Below are 18,112 nucleotides of genomic sequence, written 5' to 3' on the forward strand. Positions count from 1 at the left end.
TCATCACGGCGCGCATTATGCCGTGGGGTTGTCGAGAAGCATTCTTTTTTACGCACAAAAGCCCCGTTCATGTGAATGAACGGGGCCGGGTCTGATTTCGCTTTCACCCTCTCCTGTGGGAGCGAGCTTGCTCGCGATAGCGGTGTGTCAGCCAACATAAATGTTGAATGTGGCGCCGTCATCGCGAGCAAGCTCGCTCCCACAGGGATTGCAGTGTGAGTGGCAATCAGAAGTGGAAGTTGGTGCTCAGCAACGCGGTACGACCGGCCGCCTGGTTGGCAAAGTGAGTCGAGAATGCCTTGTCGTAGTAGGTTTCGTCGGTCAGGTTCTGCACGTTCAGTTGCAGGTCGACGTTTTTGCTCAGCTTGTAGGCTGCCATCGCGTCGTAACGAACGTAGGAATCAACCATGGTGGTGTTGGCTACGTTGCCGAACACGTCATCGACATAGAACGCACCGCCACCGATGGTCAGCTTCGGCGTGACCTGATAGGTCGTCCACAGGCTGGCGCTGTTCTTCGGCGTGTTAGGCAGTTCGTTGCCATCGTTGGCTTTGTTGGCCGGCAGATCGCCGCCATCGACTTGTTCGCTGTCCATGTAGGCGTACCCGGCGAACACTTGCCATTTGTCGGTGAGCTTGCCGCTGGCCGACAGTTCGATACCTTGAACGCGGGTTTTGCCGGCGTTCTCATAAGTGGTGGTGTTGGTTTGCACCCGAGCGTTGTCTTTCTCGGTGCGGAAGATGTCGGCGGTCACGGACAGGCGATTGTTCAACAGGTCCCACTTGGTACCGATTTCGTAGTTCTTGGTGGTTTCCGGCTCCATGTCGCTTTTCAGCAGGTTGCCGTTGCGATCCGGCGTGCCACCCAACGGGTTGCCTTCCGAACCTTCACCCAGGGTGTTGCCCGGTGGAGTGGCAGACGTCGCGTAGGACGCATAGATGCTGCCGTTTTCCGCCGGTTTGTACACCACGCCGAACTGACCGGTAATGAATTCGCTGGTGTCATCGCCCTTGGACGTGGTCACGCTGGAGCCGTTGAAGGTTTTGTAGCTGGTGTCGAAATGGTCGTAGCGCAGGCCCATGTTCACCAGCCACTGCTCGGACAACGTCAGGGTGTCGAACACATACAGTGCGTAGGTGTCGGCCTTGGTGTCGGTGCCGGCGTAGTTGCGCGAAATGGCGCCGCTCCACGGATCATTCGGGGTCGGGTTGGACAGCGAGGTGCAGTTGTAGCCGCTTGGTGCGCCGATCAGGGCCGGCGAGCAGTTGGTGGTTACCGCGGCTGTTCCCGGGGTGGTGTCTGTGTTGACGTTGTACGAGGACTTTTCATTTTCCTCGTGGGTGTATTCGACACCGGTGGAGAAGCTGTTCTTGAACCCGGCGATGTAGACGTCACCAAACAGGTCGGTCTGGTTGGTGGTGGTCTCGGTGTTGCTCACGCGGGTGTTTGCGCGGCGCCAGACGCTGCCATTGTTGACGTTGCCTTTACTGTCATCCGGCTGGGTCAGGATGTAATCCTGCATGCTGGTGCCGTGACGCAGGGTGTTCTTGATGGTCAGCGCGTCACTCAGGTCGTGCTCGATGGCGAAGGTCGCGGTGTCGGTGCGCCCCTTGCGGAAGTCACGGTCGGTCAGACCATAGAAGTTGCTGCTGTCGCCGCCATCATTCGGCTTGTCCGGATTGGCCTTGGTACGGGCAGTCGAGCCTCCGGTCGGGATGGAGTAAGGAATGCCCGAATCCGGCGTGTCGTTGTTTTCGAGGTGGTAGTAGTCGAGGTTGACGCGAGTGTCCGTACCCAGGCCGAAGGCCAGGGACGGTGCAACACCCCAGCGGTCGTAGTTGACGCTGTCACGCCCGGCGACGTTGCTCTCGTGGCTCAGCAGGTTCAGGCGGCCAGCGGCGGTGTCGGTGAACTGGTAGTTGCCGTCGAAAGTGTAGCGCTGGGTCTGGTCGGAACCCCAGGTGAAACCACCGTCGAGCGAATCGCCCAGGTGCGCTTTCTTGCTGACCAGGTTGATGCTGCCGCCCGCTGCGCCACGGCCGCCGATCGCGGAGTTCGGGCCTTTGCTGACTTCAATCGATTCAACGGCGAAGATCTCGCGGCTCTGAGAGCCGGTATCGCGCACGCCGTCCAGATAGGTGTCGCCCTGGGCGTCGAAACCACGGATGAACGGACGGTCGCCTTGCGGGTTACCGCCTTCACCGGCACCGAAGGTGATGCCTGGAACCGTGCGCAGCGCGTCCTGCAGGTTGAGCGAACCGGTGTCTTTCAAGACTTGTTGCGGAACAACGGTCACCGAGCGCGGCGTGTCGATCAGCGGTGCGGTGTACTTGGGCGAGGAGGCTTTCTCTACGTTGTAGGTTGTCTCGTCCTGGGCTTCGCCGGTGATGGCGGTGGCGCCCAGCGAAATCACATTGTCCGGTGCTTTCCCGTCGGTTTTCTCCGCCGCGAAAACCATGTGGCCCGCAGAGCCGGCAGTAATCGCCATGCCGATGGCCGATGCGAGCAGACGTGGTGAACTGACCGGTACTTGTGGTTGTTGACGCGACATTTGAATTCCCCTCCCCAAGGATTTGAGGCCGCGGAATATAGGGTAAATAGGTATTCGTAACAATTGCGAAACATTACTATTCGCACTGAATTTACAATCTTTACAATTTAACCTTACGGTTTCTGCTGACTCATTCGTCAGATGTGTTTTACACAGGCAATAAGAATCAATACCATTGGCACCCCCTTTGTATTCAGGTGTCTTGTCATGCTGCTGCACATTCCAGGCCTGTTCGAGAAAGACGAGGTGCAGCGCATTCGCGAGGCTCTGGAACAGGCCGATTGGGCCGATGGCAAGATCACCGCCGGCTTCCAGTCGGCCAAGGCCAAGCACAATCTGCAACTGCCTGAAGGGCATCCGTTGGCCAAGGAGATCGGCGCGGCGATGCTGGAGCGGCTGTGGAAAAATCCGCTGTTCATGTCGGCGGCACTACCACACAAAGTCTTTCCTCCGTTGGTGAACTGTTACACCGCCGGTGGCAGTTTCGATTTCCATATCGACAACGCGGTGCGTCAGCCCAAAGGCAGCATCGAGCGGGTGCGCACGGATTTGTCCGCCACGCTGTTCTTCAGCGAGCCTGAGGATTACGACGGCGGCGAGCTGGAGATTCAGGACACCTTCGGCACCCAGCGAGTGAAACTGCCCGCCGGCGACATGGTGCTGTACCCCGGCACCAGCCTGCACAAGGTCAACGCGGTGACACGCGGAACGCGACTTGCCTCGTTTTTCTGGACGCAAAGCCTGGTGCGTGAAGACAGCCAGCGCGCCTTGTTGTTCGAGATGGACGGGGCCATCCAGCAACTGACCCGCGATGTCCCTGATCATCCATCGCTGATTCGCCTGACCGGCACCTATCACAATCTGTTGCGTCGCTGGGTCGAGGTGTAAGTGGCGGATTTTCGTTTACGCCGAGAGGAAATGCTCGACGGCGAGCGCCTGCGCGCCATGCTCGACGAAAGTCCGGCCCGCGCCGCCCAGGCCATCCTGATCGCCGCACGTGAAGGTGAAGTCGAGGCCCAGGCCTTGCTCGGGCAGATTCTGCTCGACGGCCAGGGAATAACGCAGGACCGGCCGCTGGCGTTGCGCTGGTTTGGCATTGCCGCGCGCCAGGGGCACCTGATGTCACGCAATATGCTCGGCCGTTGTCATGAACATGGCTGGGGGTGTGTTGCCGATGCCTCGCTTGCTGCACGGCATTATCGAGTCGCGGCGCAGGCCGGACTGGATTGGGCGATGTACAACTACGCCAACCTGCTGGCGACCGGGCGGGGGTTAAACAAGGATCCAGCGCTGGCGTTCAGCTTCTATCAACGCGCAGCACACTTGGGTCATGCCAAGTCAATGAACCTGTTGGGTCGATACCTGGAAGAAGGGCGGGTGTGTCCCATGGATTTGCGCGCGGCCCGCGACTGGTATCGACGTTCGGCCGAGGGCGGGGATTTTCGCGGGCAGTTCAGCTTTGCAGCGGTCTTGACCGACGAAGGGAATATCGAGGATGCGTTGGTCTGGCTACGCAAGGCGTTGGCCGGTGGCAACCTGAATTTTCTGCGAGTGGCGAGTCAGGCGTTGATGGGCGCGACCGATCCGAGGATTCATGCGCTGGCCAACGAATTTCATCATCGAGTCGTCGAATTGACCCCGGTCTCTTGAATCTTTGTGGGAGCGAGCTTGCTCGCGATGACGTCATGACATTCAACATCAATGTTGACTGACCTGTCGCCATCGCGAGCAAGCTCGCTCCCACAGGGGGGGGGCGTAAAACAAAAAAGCCCACGACATGTCGTGGGCTTTTTGTTTTCTACGCAGTATTTACACGTAGAACGATTTCAGCGGCGGGAAACCATTGAACTCGACGGCGCTGTAACTGGTGGTGTACGCACCGGTCGACAGCCAGTACAGACGATCACCGATGGCCAGGTTCAGTGGCAGGCCGTACTTGTAGTTTTCGTACATGATGTCGGCGCTGTCGCAGGTCGGGCCGGCGATGACCACTTCTTCCATCTCGCCCTTTTTCTCGGTCCAGATCGGGAACTTGATGGCTTCATCCATGGTTTCGATCAGGCCGGAGAACTTGCCCACGTCCGTGTACACCCAACGCTCTACCGCGGTACGGGATTTGCGTGCGACCAGCACCACTTCGCTGACCAGGATGCCGGCGTTGGCGATCAGCGAACGGCCCGGTTCCAGGATGATTTCCGGCAGGTCATCACCGAAGTCTTCCTTGAGGAAGCGGATGATTTCTTCCGCGTAGGTTTCCAGGCTGTTGGTGCGGGTGATGTAGTTGGCCGGGAAGCCGCCGCCCATGTTGATCAGCTTCAGGTGGATGCCGTCTTCTTCTTTTAAGCGCTCGAAGATCACTTTGACCTTGGCGATCGCCGCGTCCCAGACGCTGATGTCGCGCTGCTGCGAGCCGACGTGGAACGAGATGCCGTAAGGCACCAGGCCCAGGTCACGAGCGAGGATCAACAGGTCCATGGCCATGTCGGTCTGGCAGCCGAATTTGCGCGACAACGGCCAGTCGGCGGTGGTCGAGCCTTCGGTCAGGATACGCACGTAGACTTTCGAACCCGGGGCGGCCTTGGCGATGTTGCGCAGGTCGGCTTCGGAGTCGGTGGCGAACAGGCGCACGCCCTTGTCGTAGAAGTAGCGGATGTCCTTGGATTTCTTGATGGTGTTGCCGTAGCTGATGTTGTCGGCGCTGACGCCACGGCCCAGCACTTTGTCCAGTTCATAGATCGAGGCGATGTCGAAGCTCGAGCCTTTCTCTTTGAGCAGGTCAATGATTTCGACGGCCGGGTTGGCCTTGACCGCGTAGTAGACCTTGGCGAATTCGAAACCGGCGCGCAGGTCGTCGTAGGCCTGGGCGATCATCGCGGTGTCGATCACCACGAACGGGGTTTCCTGTTTGTCGGCGAACGCCTTCATTTTCTGAAAAGTTTCGCGCGCGAAATAGTCTTCGACCTGGATCGACATACCTGGGAGCTCCTACTGGCAAACGTTAGTAATCAATGGGTGCAAATGAACGTCCTCCGTATCCCCACTTTGGTTCGCCTACTTCCCAAGGCATGTCGCCGAAAGCAAAAAGGCCATGGGAAGTGCAGCTTTCCCTTGGCCTTGCTGTCTCGTCGTCAGTACTTGAGCCGGATGGATCGTTTCCAGCATGGACGTTCGGCGCGAACTTTAGGGCGTGAGGGGCTTGAGATCAACAAAAAATGTCGCGTTTTTGCACTCTTCTGACGCGCGTTGCGGGCATCACTCTTTGTAACCGACTCAGATGACAGTCGGATGTTCCCGAAGAATTGCGAAGTGTTAAAAATACCTGCACGTTCGATGCTGTTGTACGCCAACTCGCTAGTAACTACGATGGCGTCAACATCGGCGACGTTGGCTGCGGAAAGGTCGAATGAGAGGGGAATTGACTGTTCCGGAGCGTGTTGCCGGACAGGTTTTGCAGTCGCTACTGTTGATATTTTTTTCCGGCCTGCGAATCACTGGAAAATCGCACAGAACCTGTGGGAGCGAGCTTGCTCGCGATGACATTTTCACAGCCGGCATCGTAGTTGCCTGAAATGGCGCCATCGCGAGCAAGCTCGCTCCCACAGGTTTTGTATTTTTACCAAGCAAGCTGTCAGGCGACTACTGCCTCGGCCGGCGAGACAATATTGGTTTTCATCCCCCGCGAACGTCCCGAACTCAGGTAGGCCGCAATCGACTCCTGCGTCACCTCACCCAAAAACACCCGCTCGGCATCCATCACCGGCAACCACGAACGATTGAACTCGTACATGCGCGACAGCAGGATGCGCAAATGCTCGTCGTACGCCGCCGTGGCGTTGAACTCGCGTTGGTACTGCGCGCAGGTGCCGGTCTGACGGTGCAGGTCGCGACGTCTTACGTAACCCAGGGCTTTATTCTCGGCACAAGTGACCACCACATAGCGTCGGTCATGCTCGTCCATCAACTCCAGCGCTTCAGCCACCGGGGTTTGCGGGCTGACGGAGGGCGCGTTGTCCGCCGCGTCTTCGGCCTTCACCAGCAGCAGGCGTTTCAGCGTGCTGTCCTGGCCGACGAAGTTGCTGACAAAGTCGTCTGCCGGGTGCGCGAGCAAGGTGTCCGGGTGATCGATCTGCAATAGTTTGCCGGCGCGGAAGATCGCGATCTTGTCGCCGAGCTTGATCGCCTCGTCGATGTCATGACTGACCATGATCACGGTCTTGTTCAGCGCCCGCTGCATCTCGAAGAATTCGTTCTGGATCATCTCGCGGTTGATCGGGTCGACCGCGCCGAACGGTTCGTCCATCAACAGCAATGGCGCATCTGCTGCCAAGGCGCGAATCACGCCGATCCGTTGTTGCTGGCCACCAGACAACTCCCGTGGATAGCGATGCAAGTACTGCTTGGGTTCGAGCTTGATCATGCTCATCAACTCACGGGCGCGGTCGTGGCACTTCTGTTTGTCCCAGCCGAGCAGTTTCGGCACCACCACGATGTTCTCTTCGATGGTCATGTTCGGGAACAGGCCGATCTGCTGGATCACGTAGCCGATGTTGCGGCGCAGCGTCACTTCGTCGAGGCCGGTGGTGTCTTCGCCGTTGATCAGGATCTTGCCCGAGGTGGGTTTGATCAGGCGGTTGATCATTTTCAGCGTGGTGCTTTTGCCGCAACCCGATGGCCCGAGGAACACGCAGATTTCGCCTTCATTGACGGTCAGGCTCACCGAGTCCACGGCTTTCACGTCCTTGCCGTTGCTTTGGAAGGTCTTGCTGAGGTTTTGAAGTTCGATCATTTCAGGAGTCCTTTTGGAGTCAGCGAGCGTTGCAGTACCTGCAGGATCAGGTCGGCGATGATCGCCAATACACTGACCAGCACGGCGCCGACGATCAGCATCGACATGTCGCTGCGGCTGATGGAAGCGAGGATGAGTACACCGAGGCCACCGGCACCGATGGTGGCGGCGATGGTCATGACGCCGATGTTCATGACCACGGCGGTGCGTACGCCGGCAAGGATCACCGGCACGGCGATGGGCAGCTCAACCATGCGCAGGCGCTGGCCGAACGTCATGCCGATGCCGCGGGCCGCTTCGCGGATGCCCGGCTCGACGCTGGTCAGGGCCAGGTAGGTGTTACGCATGATCGGCAGCAGTGAATAAAGAAACACTGCGGTGATCGCCGGCATCGGGCCGAGGCCCTGGCCGAATTTGGAGTAGAACGGCAGCAACAGGCCGAACAGGGCAATCGACGGCACCGTCAGCAGCACCGTGGCACTGGCCTGCAAAGGCCCGGCGAGACTCGGGAAGCGCGTCATCAGGATGCCCAGTGGCACACCGACCAGAATCGCCAGGGTCACGGCGATGCCGACCAGCGTGATGTGTTGCCCGGTCAGATGCATCGCTTGTTGCCAGTCGAGATGGGAAAAGGCGTTCAAGAATTCCATGACTTCTCCTTCTCAGTTCAATGGATGCTGGCGCAGGAAATCGGCGGCCACGGCTGAAGGGCTCTGGTGATCGACGTCCACCCGCGCGTTGAGCTCGCGCATGGTGTTGTCGTCGAACAGTTCCGCCAGTGGCTTGAGCTGTGCGGCCAGTTGCGGATGCGCATCGAGATAGGCCTGACGCACCACGGGCGCGGCGGTGTAGTCGGGGAAGTAGTGCTTGTCGTCTTCCAGCAATTTCAGCTTGAAGGCATTGAGGCGACCGTCAGTGGTGTAGACCAGGCCGGCAAACACCTGGCCATTGCGCAGCGCGGTATAGACGAGGCCGGCATCCATCTGCCGGATGTTGTTGCGGGTCAGGTTCATGTCGTACAGCTGCACCATGCCTGCGAGTCCGTCCGAGCGGTTGGCGAACTCGGTATCCAGTGCCACCAGATTGTTGGTCTTGGCCTCCTTGCGCAGCACCTTGTTCAGCTCGCTGATGGTGTTGATCTGCGGGTATTGGTCAGCGACGTTTTTCGGCAGGGCGAGGGCGTAGGTGTTGCTGAACTTCGACGGAGTGAGCCAGACCAAGCCTTTTTGTGCGTCGAGTTCTCTCACCCGCGCGTAGGACTGTTCGCTGTCGAGTTTTTCCGTCACATGGTTGTAGGCCACCAGCGACACACCGGTGTATTCCCAGAGCATGTCCAGTTGACCGCTTTCGTGGGCGCTGCGGGCGAGGTTGCTGCCGAGACCGCCGGTCACTTGCACGTCGTAACCCTTGGTGCGCAGATATTGCGCGGTGATTTCCGCCAGCAGGGTCTGTTCGGTGAACACCCGGGCGCCGATGCGGATCAACGGTTTTTCCGCGGCCTGGGCAAATCCTGCGCACAGCAGAACGCAGCCTAGTAAAAAGCTTGTTGTTTTCATGAGAGTTCCTTTGCCGAGGCTTAAGACGGGCGCAGGCCGCGTTCGAGCCAGACGCGACTGCCAAGGGTGACCATGCCGTCCAGCAACAGGGCCAGCAACGCGGTGCAGGCGGCACCGAGCAGCAACTGCGGCTGATTGTTCAGGGCAATGCCGGGGAATATCAGGCTGCCAAGACTGTTGGCGCCGATCAGGAACGCCAGCGGCGCCGTCCCGACATTGATCGCCAACGCCACGCGCACGCCACCGATGATGATCGGCACGGCGTTCGGCAGTTCGACTTTCCACAATACCTGGCGCGGGGTCATGCCGATGCCGACGGCGGCTTCCTTGAGCGAGCCCTGAACGTTTTTCAGGCCCTCATAAGTGTTGCGCACGATGGGCAGCAAGGAGGCGAGGAACAGGGCGAAGATGGCCGGGCCGCTGCCGATGCCGAGGATGCCCAGGGCAATGGCCAGGACGGCCAGGGGCGGAACGGTGTTGCCGATGTTGAAGAACTGCATGAAGCGTTCAGCGCGACCGACCATGGACGGGCGGCTGAGGAAGATACCGGCGGGGAGGCCCACGACAAGGGCGGCCAGCATGGAAGCGAGGACGAGAATCAGATGAGCTTGCAGGTAAAACAGCAAATCGTCGCGGTAGTGTTCGATCGTGTTGATGCCGATCCATTGGATCAGCAGGGCCAGAAGGGCGATTACCAACGCGCCTCCCATCAGCCCTTTGCCATAGCGGATAGCCACAGGCGGACTCCTTTTTCAGTCGGCGAACACATTTTCGTGTGGCAATGCCTTACTTGGCTGCCGAAAAAATGATCGCGAGAAGCAGCTCGAACAGGCCGGTAAAACGGCATTCAATCGAGCCATGAGCACAGCCTCGTCAGGCCGAATTGCAGGTGTTTCAGGCCCCCGACGAGTGGTCGTTACGGGGGAGTGGACGTCTCCGTGCTTTAAAAGGTTCCCACATTAAATGCCATGTGGCCACCTGTAGGAGCTGCCGAAGGCTGCGATCTTTTGATCTTCGGCGCCATTGAAAACGCTAAAAGATCGCAGCCTTCGGCAGCTCCTACAGGGGGATCGGGGTGTATGGACGGTGGTTCGTAGATCACTTTTTAAGCTATACTCGCCGCCCTTTTTTGAATCACCTGCCAGGCGATTTCCCATGACCAAACAGGCCGCCGAAGTCGCGAAACGCCGCACTTTCGCCATTATTTCCCACCCCGATGCCGGTAAGACCACCATCACCGAGAAACTCTTGCTGATGGGCAAGGCGATCGCGGTAGCCGGTACGGTGAAATCTCGTAAATCCGACCGCCATGCCACCTCCGACTGGATGGAAATGGAAAAGCAGCGTGGTATTTCCATTACCACGTCGGTCATGCAGTTCCCGTATCGCGAGCACATGATCAACCTGCTCGACACCCCGGGCCACGAAGACTTCTCCGAAGATACCTACCGCACCCTGACCGCGGTGGACTCGGCCTTGATGGTTCTCGACGGCGGTAAAGGTGTAGAGCCACGGACCATCGCCCTGATGGACGTCTGCCGTCTGCGTGACACGCCGATCGTCAGCTTCATCAACAAACTCGACCGTGACATCCGCGACCCGATCGAACTGCTCGACGAAATCGAAGCCGTCCTCAAGATCAAGGCCGCGCCGATCACCTGGCCGATCGGTTGCTACCGTGACTTCAAAGGTGTGTATCACCTCGCCGATGACTACATCATCGTGTACACCGCCGGTCACGGCCATGAGCGCACCGAAACCAAGATCATCGAGAAGCTCGACTCCGATGAAGCCCGTGCGCACCTGGGTGACGAGTACGAACGTTTCCTCGAACAGCTTGAACTGGTGCAGGGCGCCTGCCACGAGTTCAACCAGCAGGAGTTCCTCGACGGTCAGCTGACCCCGGTGTTCTTCGGTACGGCACTGGGCAACTTCGGTGTTGATCACGTCCTCGACGCCGTCGTTGATTGGGCTCCGCGCCCGCTGGCCCGGGTGGCCAACGAGCGCACCGTGGAGCCGGTGGAAGAGAAGTTCTCGGGCTTCATCTTCAAGATCCAGGCGAACATGGACCCGAAACACCGCGACCGCATCGCCTTTATGCGTATCTGCTCCGGCAAGTACGAAAAAGGCATGAAGATGCGCCACGTGCGCACCGGCAAGGACGTGCGGATCGGCGACGCGCTGACCTTCTTCTCCTCCGAGCGTGAGCAACTGGAAGAGGCGTTTGCCGGCGACATCATCGGCCTGCACAACCACGGCACCATCCAGATCGGCGACACCTTCAGCGAAGGCGAAGTCCTGGGCTTCACCGGCATCCCGCACTTCGCCCCGGAACTGTTCCGCCGCGTGCGCCTGAAGGATCCGCTGAAATCCAAGCAATTGCGCCAGGGCTTGCAGCAGCTGGCCGAAGAAGGCGCGACCCAGGTGTTCTTCCCGGAACGCAGTAACGACATCATCCTCGGCGCCGTCGGTGTGCTGCAGTTCGATGTGGTCGCCAGCCGTTTGAAAGAGGAATACAAGGTCGAGTGCTCCTACGAGCCAATCACTGTTTATTCCGCGCGCTGGATCGAATGCAGCGACAAGAAGAAGCTTGAGGAATTCTCCAACAAGGCTGTGGAAAACCTGGCACTGGACGGCGGCGGTCACCTGACCTACCTCGCGCCAACGCGGGTCAACCTGGCACTGATGGAAGAGCGCTGGCCGGACGTGAAATTCCGTGCGACCCGCGAGCATCACTAAGCGCTCAATGGCGACACCCGAAAGTCCGCTGTGAAAACAGTGGGCTTTTTTTTGCTGTTCTGTGGGAGCGAGCTTGCTCGCGATGGACTTTAACGATGACGCGCAAACTGGATAAACGTGGCGCACTTGAGCCCATCGCCAGCAAGCTGGCTCCTACAGTTTCCCGGGATTGCGTGATGAACCTTTTTTTGGATTGATTTTGCGCTAGAGGCGATTGCGTAGGTCTTTTCCTTTGCGTTTGTAGCCTGCCTCTGCTTTTGCCCCGTGTGGGAGATTTGCCCGCGACAAGTCAGTCGTTGGCGTTTAGTGTCCAAGACACATTTCGCAAATAGCGGCCATCTTGATGATCAAGGGAATGACACATCGGCTGACTCATCTGCTGAGGCTGGACGGCTATTTCGGCGTGATGGCCTGGGTGCTCGCGGCACTGTTGTTCATCAATCGACTGAGCAGCATGGTCAAGTTGTTCATGGCGCTGTACCTGCGTCAGGAGCTGGGGCTGGCCATTGAAACCGTTGGCTGGCTGTTGTCGGCATACGGCGCTGGATTGCTGGTCGGCTCGATGCTCGGTGGTTTGCTCAGTGACCATGTACGCACGGCACGGCTCACCGCAGCGCTGTTCTTTGTGTCGATGTGGGTGCTGATCCTGCTCGGACTGGTCACGCAGGTGCCGCTGCTGGCCGGGTTGCTGCTGCTCAGTGGGGGCGTCGACGGGGCGATCCGGACGCTGCATCAGCGGCTGATCATGGAGTATTGCGAGGTTGCGCAGCGTTCCCGGGCACAGGCCTTGAGCCGGGTAGCCAGGAACCTCGGAATGGCCGCTGCCGGGGTGGCGGGCGGTGTTTTGGCGCAGACCGATTTTCGCTGGGTGTTCTTCGCCAGCGCAGCCATGACCCTGTTGGCCTTGCTCTGGTTTGTCCGCACGACATGGCGCCGACCGGTGCTGGTGCCTGACGAGAAACCTGATACCGGCTCAGGCACATGCGTGCCGTATCGCGACAAACCCTTTCTCTGGTTATTGGCGACGACGGTCTTGCTCGGGATGGCATTCGACACGGTCTACAGCACGCTGGGTAACTATCTGCGTGATTACTATCGCCTGAGCACCGAAGCCATCGGCTGGCAGTTCGCATTGAATGCCGTATTGGTGGTGTCGTTACAGATTCCGTTGACCCATTGGGGCGAACGCTGGGGCACGCGTCGCCAACTGGTGGCGGGCAGTCTGTTGCTGGCCTGTGGGCTCGGTATGTTGCCGTTGGGTTCCGGGCTGTTCCATGCCTGTCTGTCGACGGTGGTCTGGACATTGGGCGAAGCGCTGTTCATGCCGCCACTGAATGCGCTGGTCATGCAGCACGCGCAACGTGGAAAAAGCGGACAGTACTTTGGCGTGTTTTTCATGAGCTGGAGTGCGAGTGCACTGTTGTCGCCGATGCTCAGCGGTCAGTTGTACGGTCACTTTGGCGGGCACAGTGTGTGGCTGGTCAGTGCGGCACTGGCACTGCTGTCCATCCCCATGATTTATCAGGCTACCCGTCCTCGCGCTCCAGACAAGCTTGAGGGGCAGCCTCGCCGGACTGTTTCGCTTAGTTGATCCGGCTATTGGGTTTATTTGAAACCGGTCTTTCTACCGAGCGCATTTCTGCTCGCTCGTCAGCGTCCAATCTGGAGAACCCGGCTGATCGGAACTAGATTTCATTCAGCGCCAGACAGGCACTCCACGAAAGGAAGGAATCGGCTATGAACAGGTTGTTTCGCGTTTTACTGCTGTTGAAAGTGTTGGTGATGCTATCGCTCGGGACGTCGACGGCGTGGGCCGAGTGCATCGATCACGGGGAACAGGCTTCGAGCGGGCAAGCGGGATACGCGGGGTTGATGCTCGCCAAATCCGAATCGGAACCGGGAGATCTGGGGCAGGGTGGTGCTGACAACGACGATGACTCGACCACCGACGAGCCGGACTCCGATGAAGAAGAGGGCGATAGCCAGACGTAATCGCTCGATGCCGAGCATGACTGATAGGCAGTCGAGGTAGAAGGGGGTTCTGTTACAACTCCAACCCTGTGGGAGCGGGTTTGCTCCGGGCGGCGTTCCGACGAAAGCAGTCTGTCAGTCGACATTGATACTGACTGGCCTGACGCCTTCGCGAGCAAGCCCGCTCCCACTGTTTTATGCCACGCCGTCGAGAACGGGATCAGGCCTGGAGCCCGTAGACGACCGGACCGCGATTCCCTGCTTCAATGAAAGCCTCGCCGCCAACGATAATGCGAGCACCGCCCTGGACCTTCACATCCCACGGCAATCCTCCTGAAGGACCAAAAGAAACCCACCCGACCCCAGTCCCGCCGAAGTGGGTGTCATAGTCGCCATTGGGCAACAACCTGCCAGCGATGATATGGAGTGCCCGGTTGTAACCAACCACGACAATCTTGCCGTCCGGCTGCTGGGCCAGGGATCGCCAGAAGGTTTCAGGACCGGTGTTGGTGAATACAGGAAGCCCGCCATTCCACTCCTTATCGGGGTGACCGTCTGCGGTAAACCTCATCGCCATGCCCATGCTCTCCTGGAGACCGCCGGCACATGCCAGCTTGCCATCAGCCTGTGCGATGAGTTGACTCATTTTGAGTGAGCCATCCGTTGTTGCCAGGAACGCAAAACCATCGACACCAAATTGGCTATCGACCCGCCCCTCCAGATCAAATCGTGCAAGAACGAGCTGACCGGATGTGGTGGTTCCGCCAACAACGATTTTTCCCTCTTGAATCACAACGCTGCAAAGCCGGATGAAGTCGCCCGCGGTTTCGATTTCGACAAAACCGCTTTTGCCGAAACCGGTATCGAGTTTGCCGTTACTGTGCAAGCGAACCAGCAGTGACCCTTCGGACTCACTGATGAAATAGCTGAACGCCACAAGCACTTTTCCATCCCCCTGCAGACAGCCGTCGATCAACGCCACTTGGGAATAATCATGCTGTGCTACAGGAATGACGACACTGCCGAAGTCCAGGTCAGGGCTGCCGTTGGCATGAAAGCGTCTCAGTGCTGCCCGGCCAATACCGTCGGGTTCTCGGGTATCTCCGATTACCAGGATCTTGCGATCCTCTTGCAGTAGCAAACGCGACGGACTTGCCTTTTTACCGCTGACGAACTGCCACTCACCCGTGTTCCCGTCATTGCCAAACGCCTGGTCCTTGATGCCGTCAGAGTCGGTGCGGTACAACGTGAAACCCTCTCCCTGCCGAGTGGCGTAGGTCAGTTCGCCTTCACCCGATAACACAACGGCCCTGACCGAGCCGGTCAGAAAATTGGGCCGGATCTGGCCAACAACACCAAATGCCGGGTCTAGCTGACCAGCGTTTTCGTCTGTTGCTTGAATTTCCATGATGCTTGCACCTGTCCCTGTAGTTTGAATGTTTCCGGGTCTACGCCTTGTGTCACGTGACACATGACTCTCCGACAGGATTCAAACAAAGCAGCTGGGCGTGCGTAACTGTCAGAAATGGCCGTGCGCTTGTGCAATCAAAAGAAAACCCCTCCTCCGTCGATTGATGCGCAATCGCAAGAGAAGGGGTTTGCCTGATTCAAGCGCGCCTCAATGACCGAGGCGTTTTTTTATGCCGCGCCGTCGAGGAATTGCTCGGCGTAGTGGCAAGCCACCTGGCGATTGTCGAGCAAGCGCAGGGCCGGCTCTTCAGTGCTGCAGCGCGCGGTGGCGTACGGACAGCGCTTGTGGAAGGCGCAGCCCGGTGGCGGGTTCAGCGGGTTGGGCAACTCGCCGACGATCTTGATTTTCGGCTTGTCCGGATCCGGGTGGATGGCTGGGGTCGCCGACAACAGTGCCTGGGTGTAGGGGTGCAGGGGACGGGAGTAGATGTCCTCTTTCGTGCCCATTTCCACCGGGCGGCCCAGGTACATCACCATCACATGGTCGGCCACGTGGCGAACCACCGCCAGGTTGTGGGAGATGAACACGTAGGCGGTGTTGAACTCTTGCTGCAGATCCATGAACAGGTTGAGCACCTGTGCCTGAATCGACACGTCAAGCGCCGAGGTCGGTTCGTCTGCCACCAGCACTTTCGGTTGCAGCATCATCGCGCGAGCCAGGGCGATCCGCTGGCGCTGACCGCCGGAAAACATGTGCGGGTAGCGCTGGTAGTGCTCGGGACGCAGGCCCACCTGCTTCATCATCGCCTGGACTTTCTCACGACGCTCCGCAGCGCTCAGGTTGGTGTTGATCAACAGTGGCTCGGCTAGTTGGTCGCCAACTTTCTGCCGTGGGTTCAACGAGGCGTACGGGCTCTGGAACACCATCTGCACGTCTTTGCGCAGTTGCTTGCGCTGGGCCTTGTCGGCACCGGCGACTTCCTGGCCGGCGATTTTCAGGGATCCCGAGGACGGCTCTTCGATCAGGGTCAGGGCGCGGGCCAGGGTGGATTTGCCGCAACCGGATTCACCGACGACAGCGAGGGTCTTGCCGGCTTCCAGTTCGAACGACACGCCGTTGAGGGCGCGCACGGTGGCGTGACCCTTGAACAGGCCTCGGGACACCTCGTAGTGACGGGTCAGGTCGCGGGCGGTAAGAACGACGGCCATTACGCCACCTCCTGGTTCAGCGGGTAGAAGCAGCGAGCGAGGCTGTTGCTTTTCTGGTCAAGGGCCGGACGTTGTTGACGGCAGTTGTCTTTCACGTACGGGCAGCGTGGCGACAGCAGGCAACCCTGCGGACGGTCGTAGCGACCGGGAACGATGCCCGGCAGGGTCGACAGGCGAGAGGCACCCAGGCTGTGTTCCGGAATCGCCTTGAGCAGCGCTTCGCTGTACGGGTGTGCCGGGATGTCGAACAGTTGCGGCACCTGACCGACTTCGACCGCCTGGCCGGCGTACATCACGCACACGCGCTGGGCGGTTTCGGCCACGACCGCGAGGTCGTGGGTGATCAGCACCAGGCCCATGTTCTGCTCTTTCTGCAACGCCAGCAGCAGGTCCATGATCTGCGCCTGAATCGTCACGTCGAGTGCTGTGGTCGGTTCGTCGGCGATCAGCAGTTTCGGTTCGCCGGCAATCGCCATGGCAATCGCGACACGCTGGCTCATACCGCCGGACAGTTGGTGCGGGTAGGCGTCCATACGGCTGGCGGCGCCTGGGATTTCAACTTTTTCCAGCAGTTCGATCGCACGCTTGCGGGCCGCCTTGCCGGACATTTTCAGGTGCAGGCGCAGCACTTCTTCGATCTGGAAGCCGACGGTGTAGCTCGGGTTCAGCGCGGTCATCGGATCCTGGAAGACCATGGACAGGTCTTTGCCGACGATCTGCCGACGCTGGCGATTGTTCAGCTTGAGCATGTCCTTGCCGTCAAAGCTGAGCGAGTCGGCGGTAACGATGCCGGGGTGCTCGATCAGGCCCATCAGCGCCATCATGGTCACGGACTTGCCGGAACCGGACTCGCCAACGATGGCCAGCACTTCGCCCTTGTCCACTTTCAGGTCGAGGCCGTCGACCACGGGCGTGGCGTTCTTGTCGCCGAAGCGAACGTTGAGATTCTTGATTTCTAACAGTGACATGGGAATCTCCTCAGGCGGCGTTCTTGAGTTTCGGGTCCAGCGCGTCGCGCAGGCCGTCACCCATCAAGTTGATTGCCAGCACGCTGAGCAAAATGGTCAAACCAGGCAGGCTCACCACCCACCAGGCGCGTTCGATGTAGTCACGGGCCGAAGCCAGCATGGTGCCCCACTCAGGGGTTGGCGGTTGTACGCCAAGGCCGAGGAAGCCCAGTGCGGCGGCATCGAGGATCGCCGAAGAGAAACTCAGGGTGGCCTGAACGATCAGCGGCGCCATGCAGTTGGGCAGCACGGTGACGAACATCAGGCGTGGCAGGCCGGCACCGGCCAGGCGCGCGGCGGTCACGTAGTCGCGGTTCAGCTCGCCCATCACCGCGGCGCGGGTCAGACGAACGTAGGACGGCAGGGACACCACGGCAATGGCGATCACGGTGTTGATCAGGCCAGGGCCGAGGATGGCGACGATCGCCACGGCCAGCAGCAGGGACGGCAGGGCCAGCATGATGTCCATCAGACGCATGATGGTCGGGCCGAGCACGCGCGGGAAGAACCCGGCGAACAGGCCCAGCAGGATCCCCGGGATCAGCGACATGACAACCGACGACAAGCCGATCATCAAGGACAGGCGCGAGCCAGTGATCAGGCGCGACAGCAGGTCGCGGCCCAGTTCATCGGTACCGAGCAGGAACTGGATCTGCCCACCTTCCAGCCAGGCCGGCGGGGTCAGCAGGAAATCACGGTACTGCTCGCTCGGATTGTGGGGGGCGACCCACGGGGCGAAGATGGCGCAGAAAATCACCAGCAGCATGAACATCAGGCCGGCGACGGCGCCTTTGTTCTTGGAGAACGCTTGCCAGAATTCTTTGTACGGAGACGGGTACAGCAGGCTTTGATCGACTGCTACCGATGGAATTGGAGTGGTCAT

Annotated in this window: 15 protein-coding genes; 5 read left to right on the plus strand and 10 right to left on the minus strand. The window is 59.3% G+C overall.

Annotation, left to right across the window (positions count from 1 at the left end):
- Window positions 1–226 precede the first annotated feature (226 nt).
- The gene (locus tag KW838_RS10690; RefSeq protein ID WP_218501064.1) at window positions 227–2,551 is read right to left on the minus strand and encodes a TonB-dependent siderophore receptor; all 2,325 of its coding nucleotides are present in this window, start codon (window positions 2,549–2,551) and stop codon (window positions 227–229) included.
- A gap of 207 nt (window positions 2,552–2,758) precedes the next feature.
- Between KW838_RS10690 and KW838_RS10695 the strand changes: the two genes are divergently transcribed.
- Together KW838_RS10695 and KW838_RS10700 are read left to right on the plus strand one after the other, a co-directional pair.
- Window positions 2,759–3,439, plus strand: a complete 681-nt coding sequence (locus KW838_RS10695) for a Fe2+-dependent dioxygenase (protein WP_007973074.1) — start codon at window positions 2,759–2,761, stop codon at window positions 3,437–3,439.
- The gene (locus KW838_RS10700) at window positions 3,440–4,201 is read left to right on the plus strand and encodes a tetratricopeptide repeat protein (RefSeq protein WP_218501065.1); all 762 of its coding nucleotides are present in this window, start codon (window positions 3,440–3,442) and stop codon (window positions 4,199–4,201) included. It abuts the gene before it with no gap.
- 159 nt (window positions 4,202–4,360) lie between these two features.
- Here the strand turns inward: KW838_RS10700 and KW838_RS10705 are convergent, their stop codons facing one another.
- The 5 genes from KW838_RS10705 to KW838_RS10725 all read right to left on the minus strand — a co-directional run bounded on the left by KW838_RS10705 (window position 4,361) and on the right by KW838_RS10725 (window position 9,603).
- Entirely contained in the window at window positions 4,361–5,524 is a 1,164-nt protein-coding gene (locus KW838_RS10705) for a type III PLP-dependent enzyme (RefSeq protein WP_217837179.1), read from the minus strand.
- 655 nt (window positions 5,525–6,179) lie between these two features.
- Complete coding sequence (locus KW838_RS10710) at window positions 6,180–7,337, minus strand: betaine/proline/choline family ABC transporter ATP-binding protein (RefSeq protein WP_218501066.1); 1,158 nt, start codon at window positions 7,335–7,337, stop codon at window positions 6,180–6,182.
- Window positions 7,334–7,987: an ABC transporter permease gene (locus tag KW838_RS10715; protein WP_102698853.1), complete on the minus strand. Its 654-nt coding sequence runs from the start codon at window positions 7,985–7,987 to the stop codon at window positions 7,334–7,336. The genes KW838_RS10710 and KW838_RS10715 overlap by 4 nt, the downstream gene beginning before the upstream one ends.
- A gap of 12 nt (window positions 7,988–7,999) precedes the next feature.
- Window positions 8,000–8,893: a glycine betaine ABC transporter substrate-binding protein gene (locus KW838_RS10720; protein ID WP_102698852.1), complete on the minus strand. Its 894-nt coding sequence runs from the start codon at window positions 8,891–8,893 to the stop codon at window positions 8,000–8,002.
- Window positions 8,894–8,913: 20 nt separating this feature from the next.
- Window positions 8,914–9,603, minus strand: a complete 690-nt coding sequence (locus KW838_RS10725) for an ABC transporter permease (protein WP_218501200.1) — start codon at window positions 9,601–9,603, stop codon at window positions 8,914–8,916.
- A gap of 445 nt (window positions 9,604–10,048) precedes the next feature.
- Here KW838_RS10725 and KW838_RS10730 point away from each other — a divergent pair, with 445 nt between their 5' ends.
- The 3 genes from KW838_RS10730 (at window position 10,049) to KW838_RS10740 (ending at window position 13,624) form a co-directional block, all read left to right on the plus strand.
- Window positions 10,049–11,632: a peptide chain release factor 3 gene (locus tag KW838_RS10730; RefSeq protein WP_007973058.1), complete on the plus strand. Its 1,584-nt coding sequence runs from the start codon at window positions 10,049–10,051 to the stop codon at window positions 11,630–11,632.
- 355 nt (window positions 11,633–11,987) lie between these two features.
- Window positions 11,988–13,223, plus strand: coding sequence for an MFS transporter (locus tag KW838_RS10735; protein WP_218501067.1), 1,236 nt, complete (start codon window positions 11,988–11,990; stop codon window positions 13,221–13,223).
- A 146-nt stretch (window positions 13,224–13,369) separates the two neighbouring features.
- Entirely contained in the window at window positions 13,370–13,624 is a 255-nt protein-coding gene (locus KW838_RS10740) for a hypothetical protein (RefSeq protein WP_218501068.1), read from the plus strand.
- Between the two features lie 199 nt (window positions 13,625–13,823).
- On the opposite strand, the gene KW838_RS10745 is transcribed toward KW838_RS10740, so the two are convergent.
- The 4 genes from KW838_RS10745 to KW838_RS10760 all read right to left on the minus strand — a co-directional run bounded on the left by KW838_RS10745 (window position 13,824) and on the right by KW838_RS10760 (window position 18,112).
- Window positions 13,824–15,011, minus strand: a complete 1,188-nt coding sequence (locus KW838_RS10745; RefSeq protein ID WP_218501069.1) for a hypothetical protein — start codon at window positions 15,009–15,011, stop codon at window positions 13,824–13,826.
- Window positions 15,012–15,241: 230 nt separating this feature from the next.
- On the minus strand, window positions 15,242–16,222 hold the full coding sequence (locus KW838_RS10750; protein ID WP_007973052.1) for a peptide ABC transporter ATP-binding protein: 981 nt from the start codon (window positions 16,220–16,222) through the stop codon (window positions 15,242–15,244).
- Window positions 16,222–17,190 (minus strand): ABC transporter ATP-binding protein, encoded by a 969-nt coding sequence (locus KW838_RS10755; RefSeq protein WP_007973051.1) that lies wholly within the window; start codon window positions 17,188–17,190, stop codon window positions 16,222–16,224. The genes KW838_RS10750 and KW838_RS10755 overlap by 1 nt, the downstream gene beginning before the upstream one ends.
- A 10-nt stretch (window positions 17,191–17,200) precedes the next feature.
- Complete coding sequence (locus tag KW838_RS10760) at window positions 17,201–18,112, minus strand: ABC transporter permease subunit (RefSeq protein ID WP_102698847.1); 912 nt, start codon at window positions 18,110–18,112, stop codon at window positions 17,201–17,203.

Origin of the sequence: Pseudomonas sp. PDM27 (assembly GCF_019219205.1) — a bacterium.
Taxonomy (GTDB): Bacteria; Pseudomonadota; Gammaproteobacteria; order Pseudomonadales; family Pseudomonadaceae; genus Aquipseudomonas; species Aquipseudomonas laurylsulfatiphila.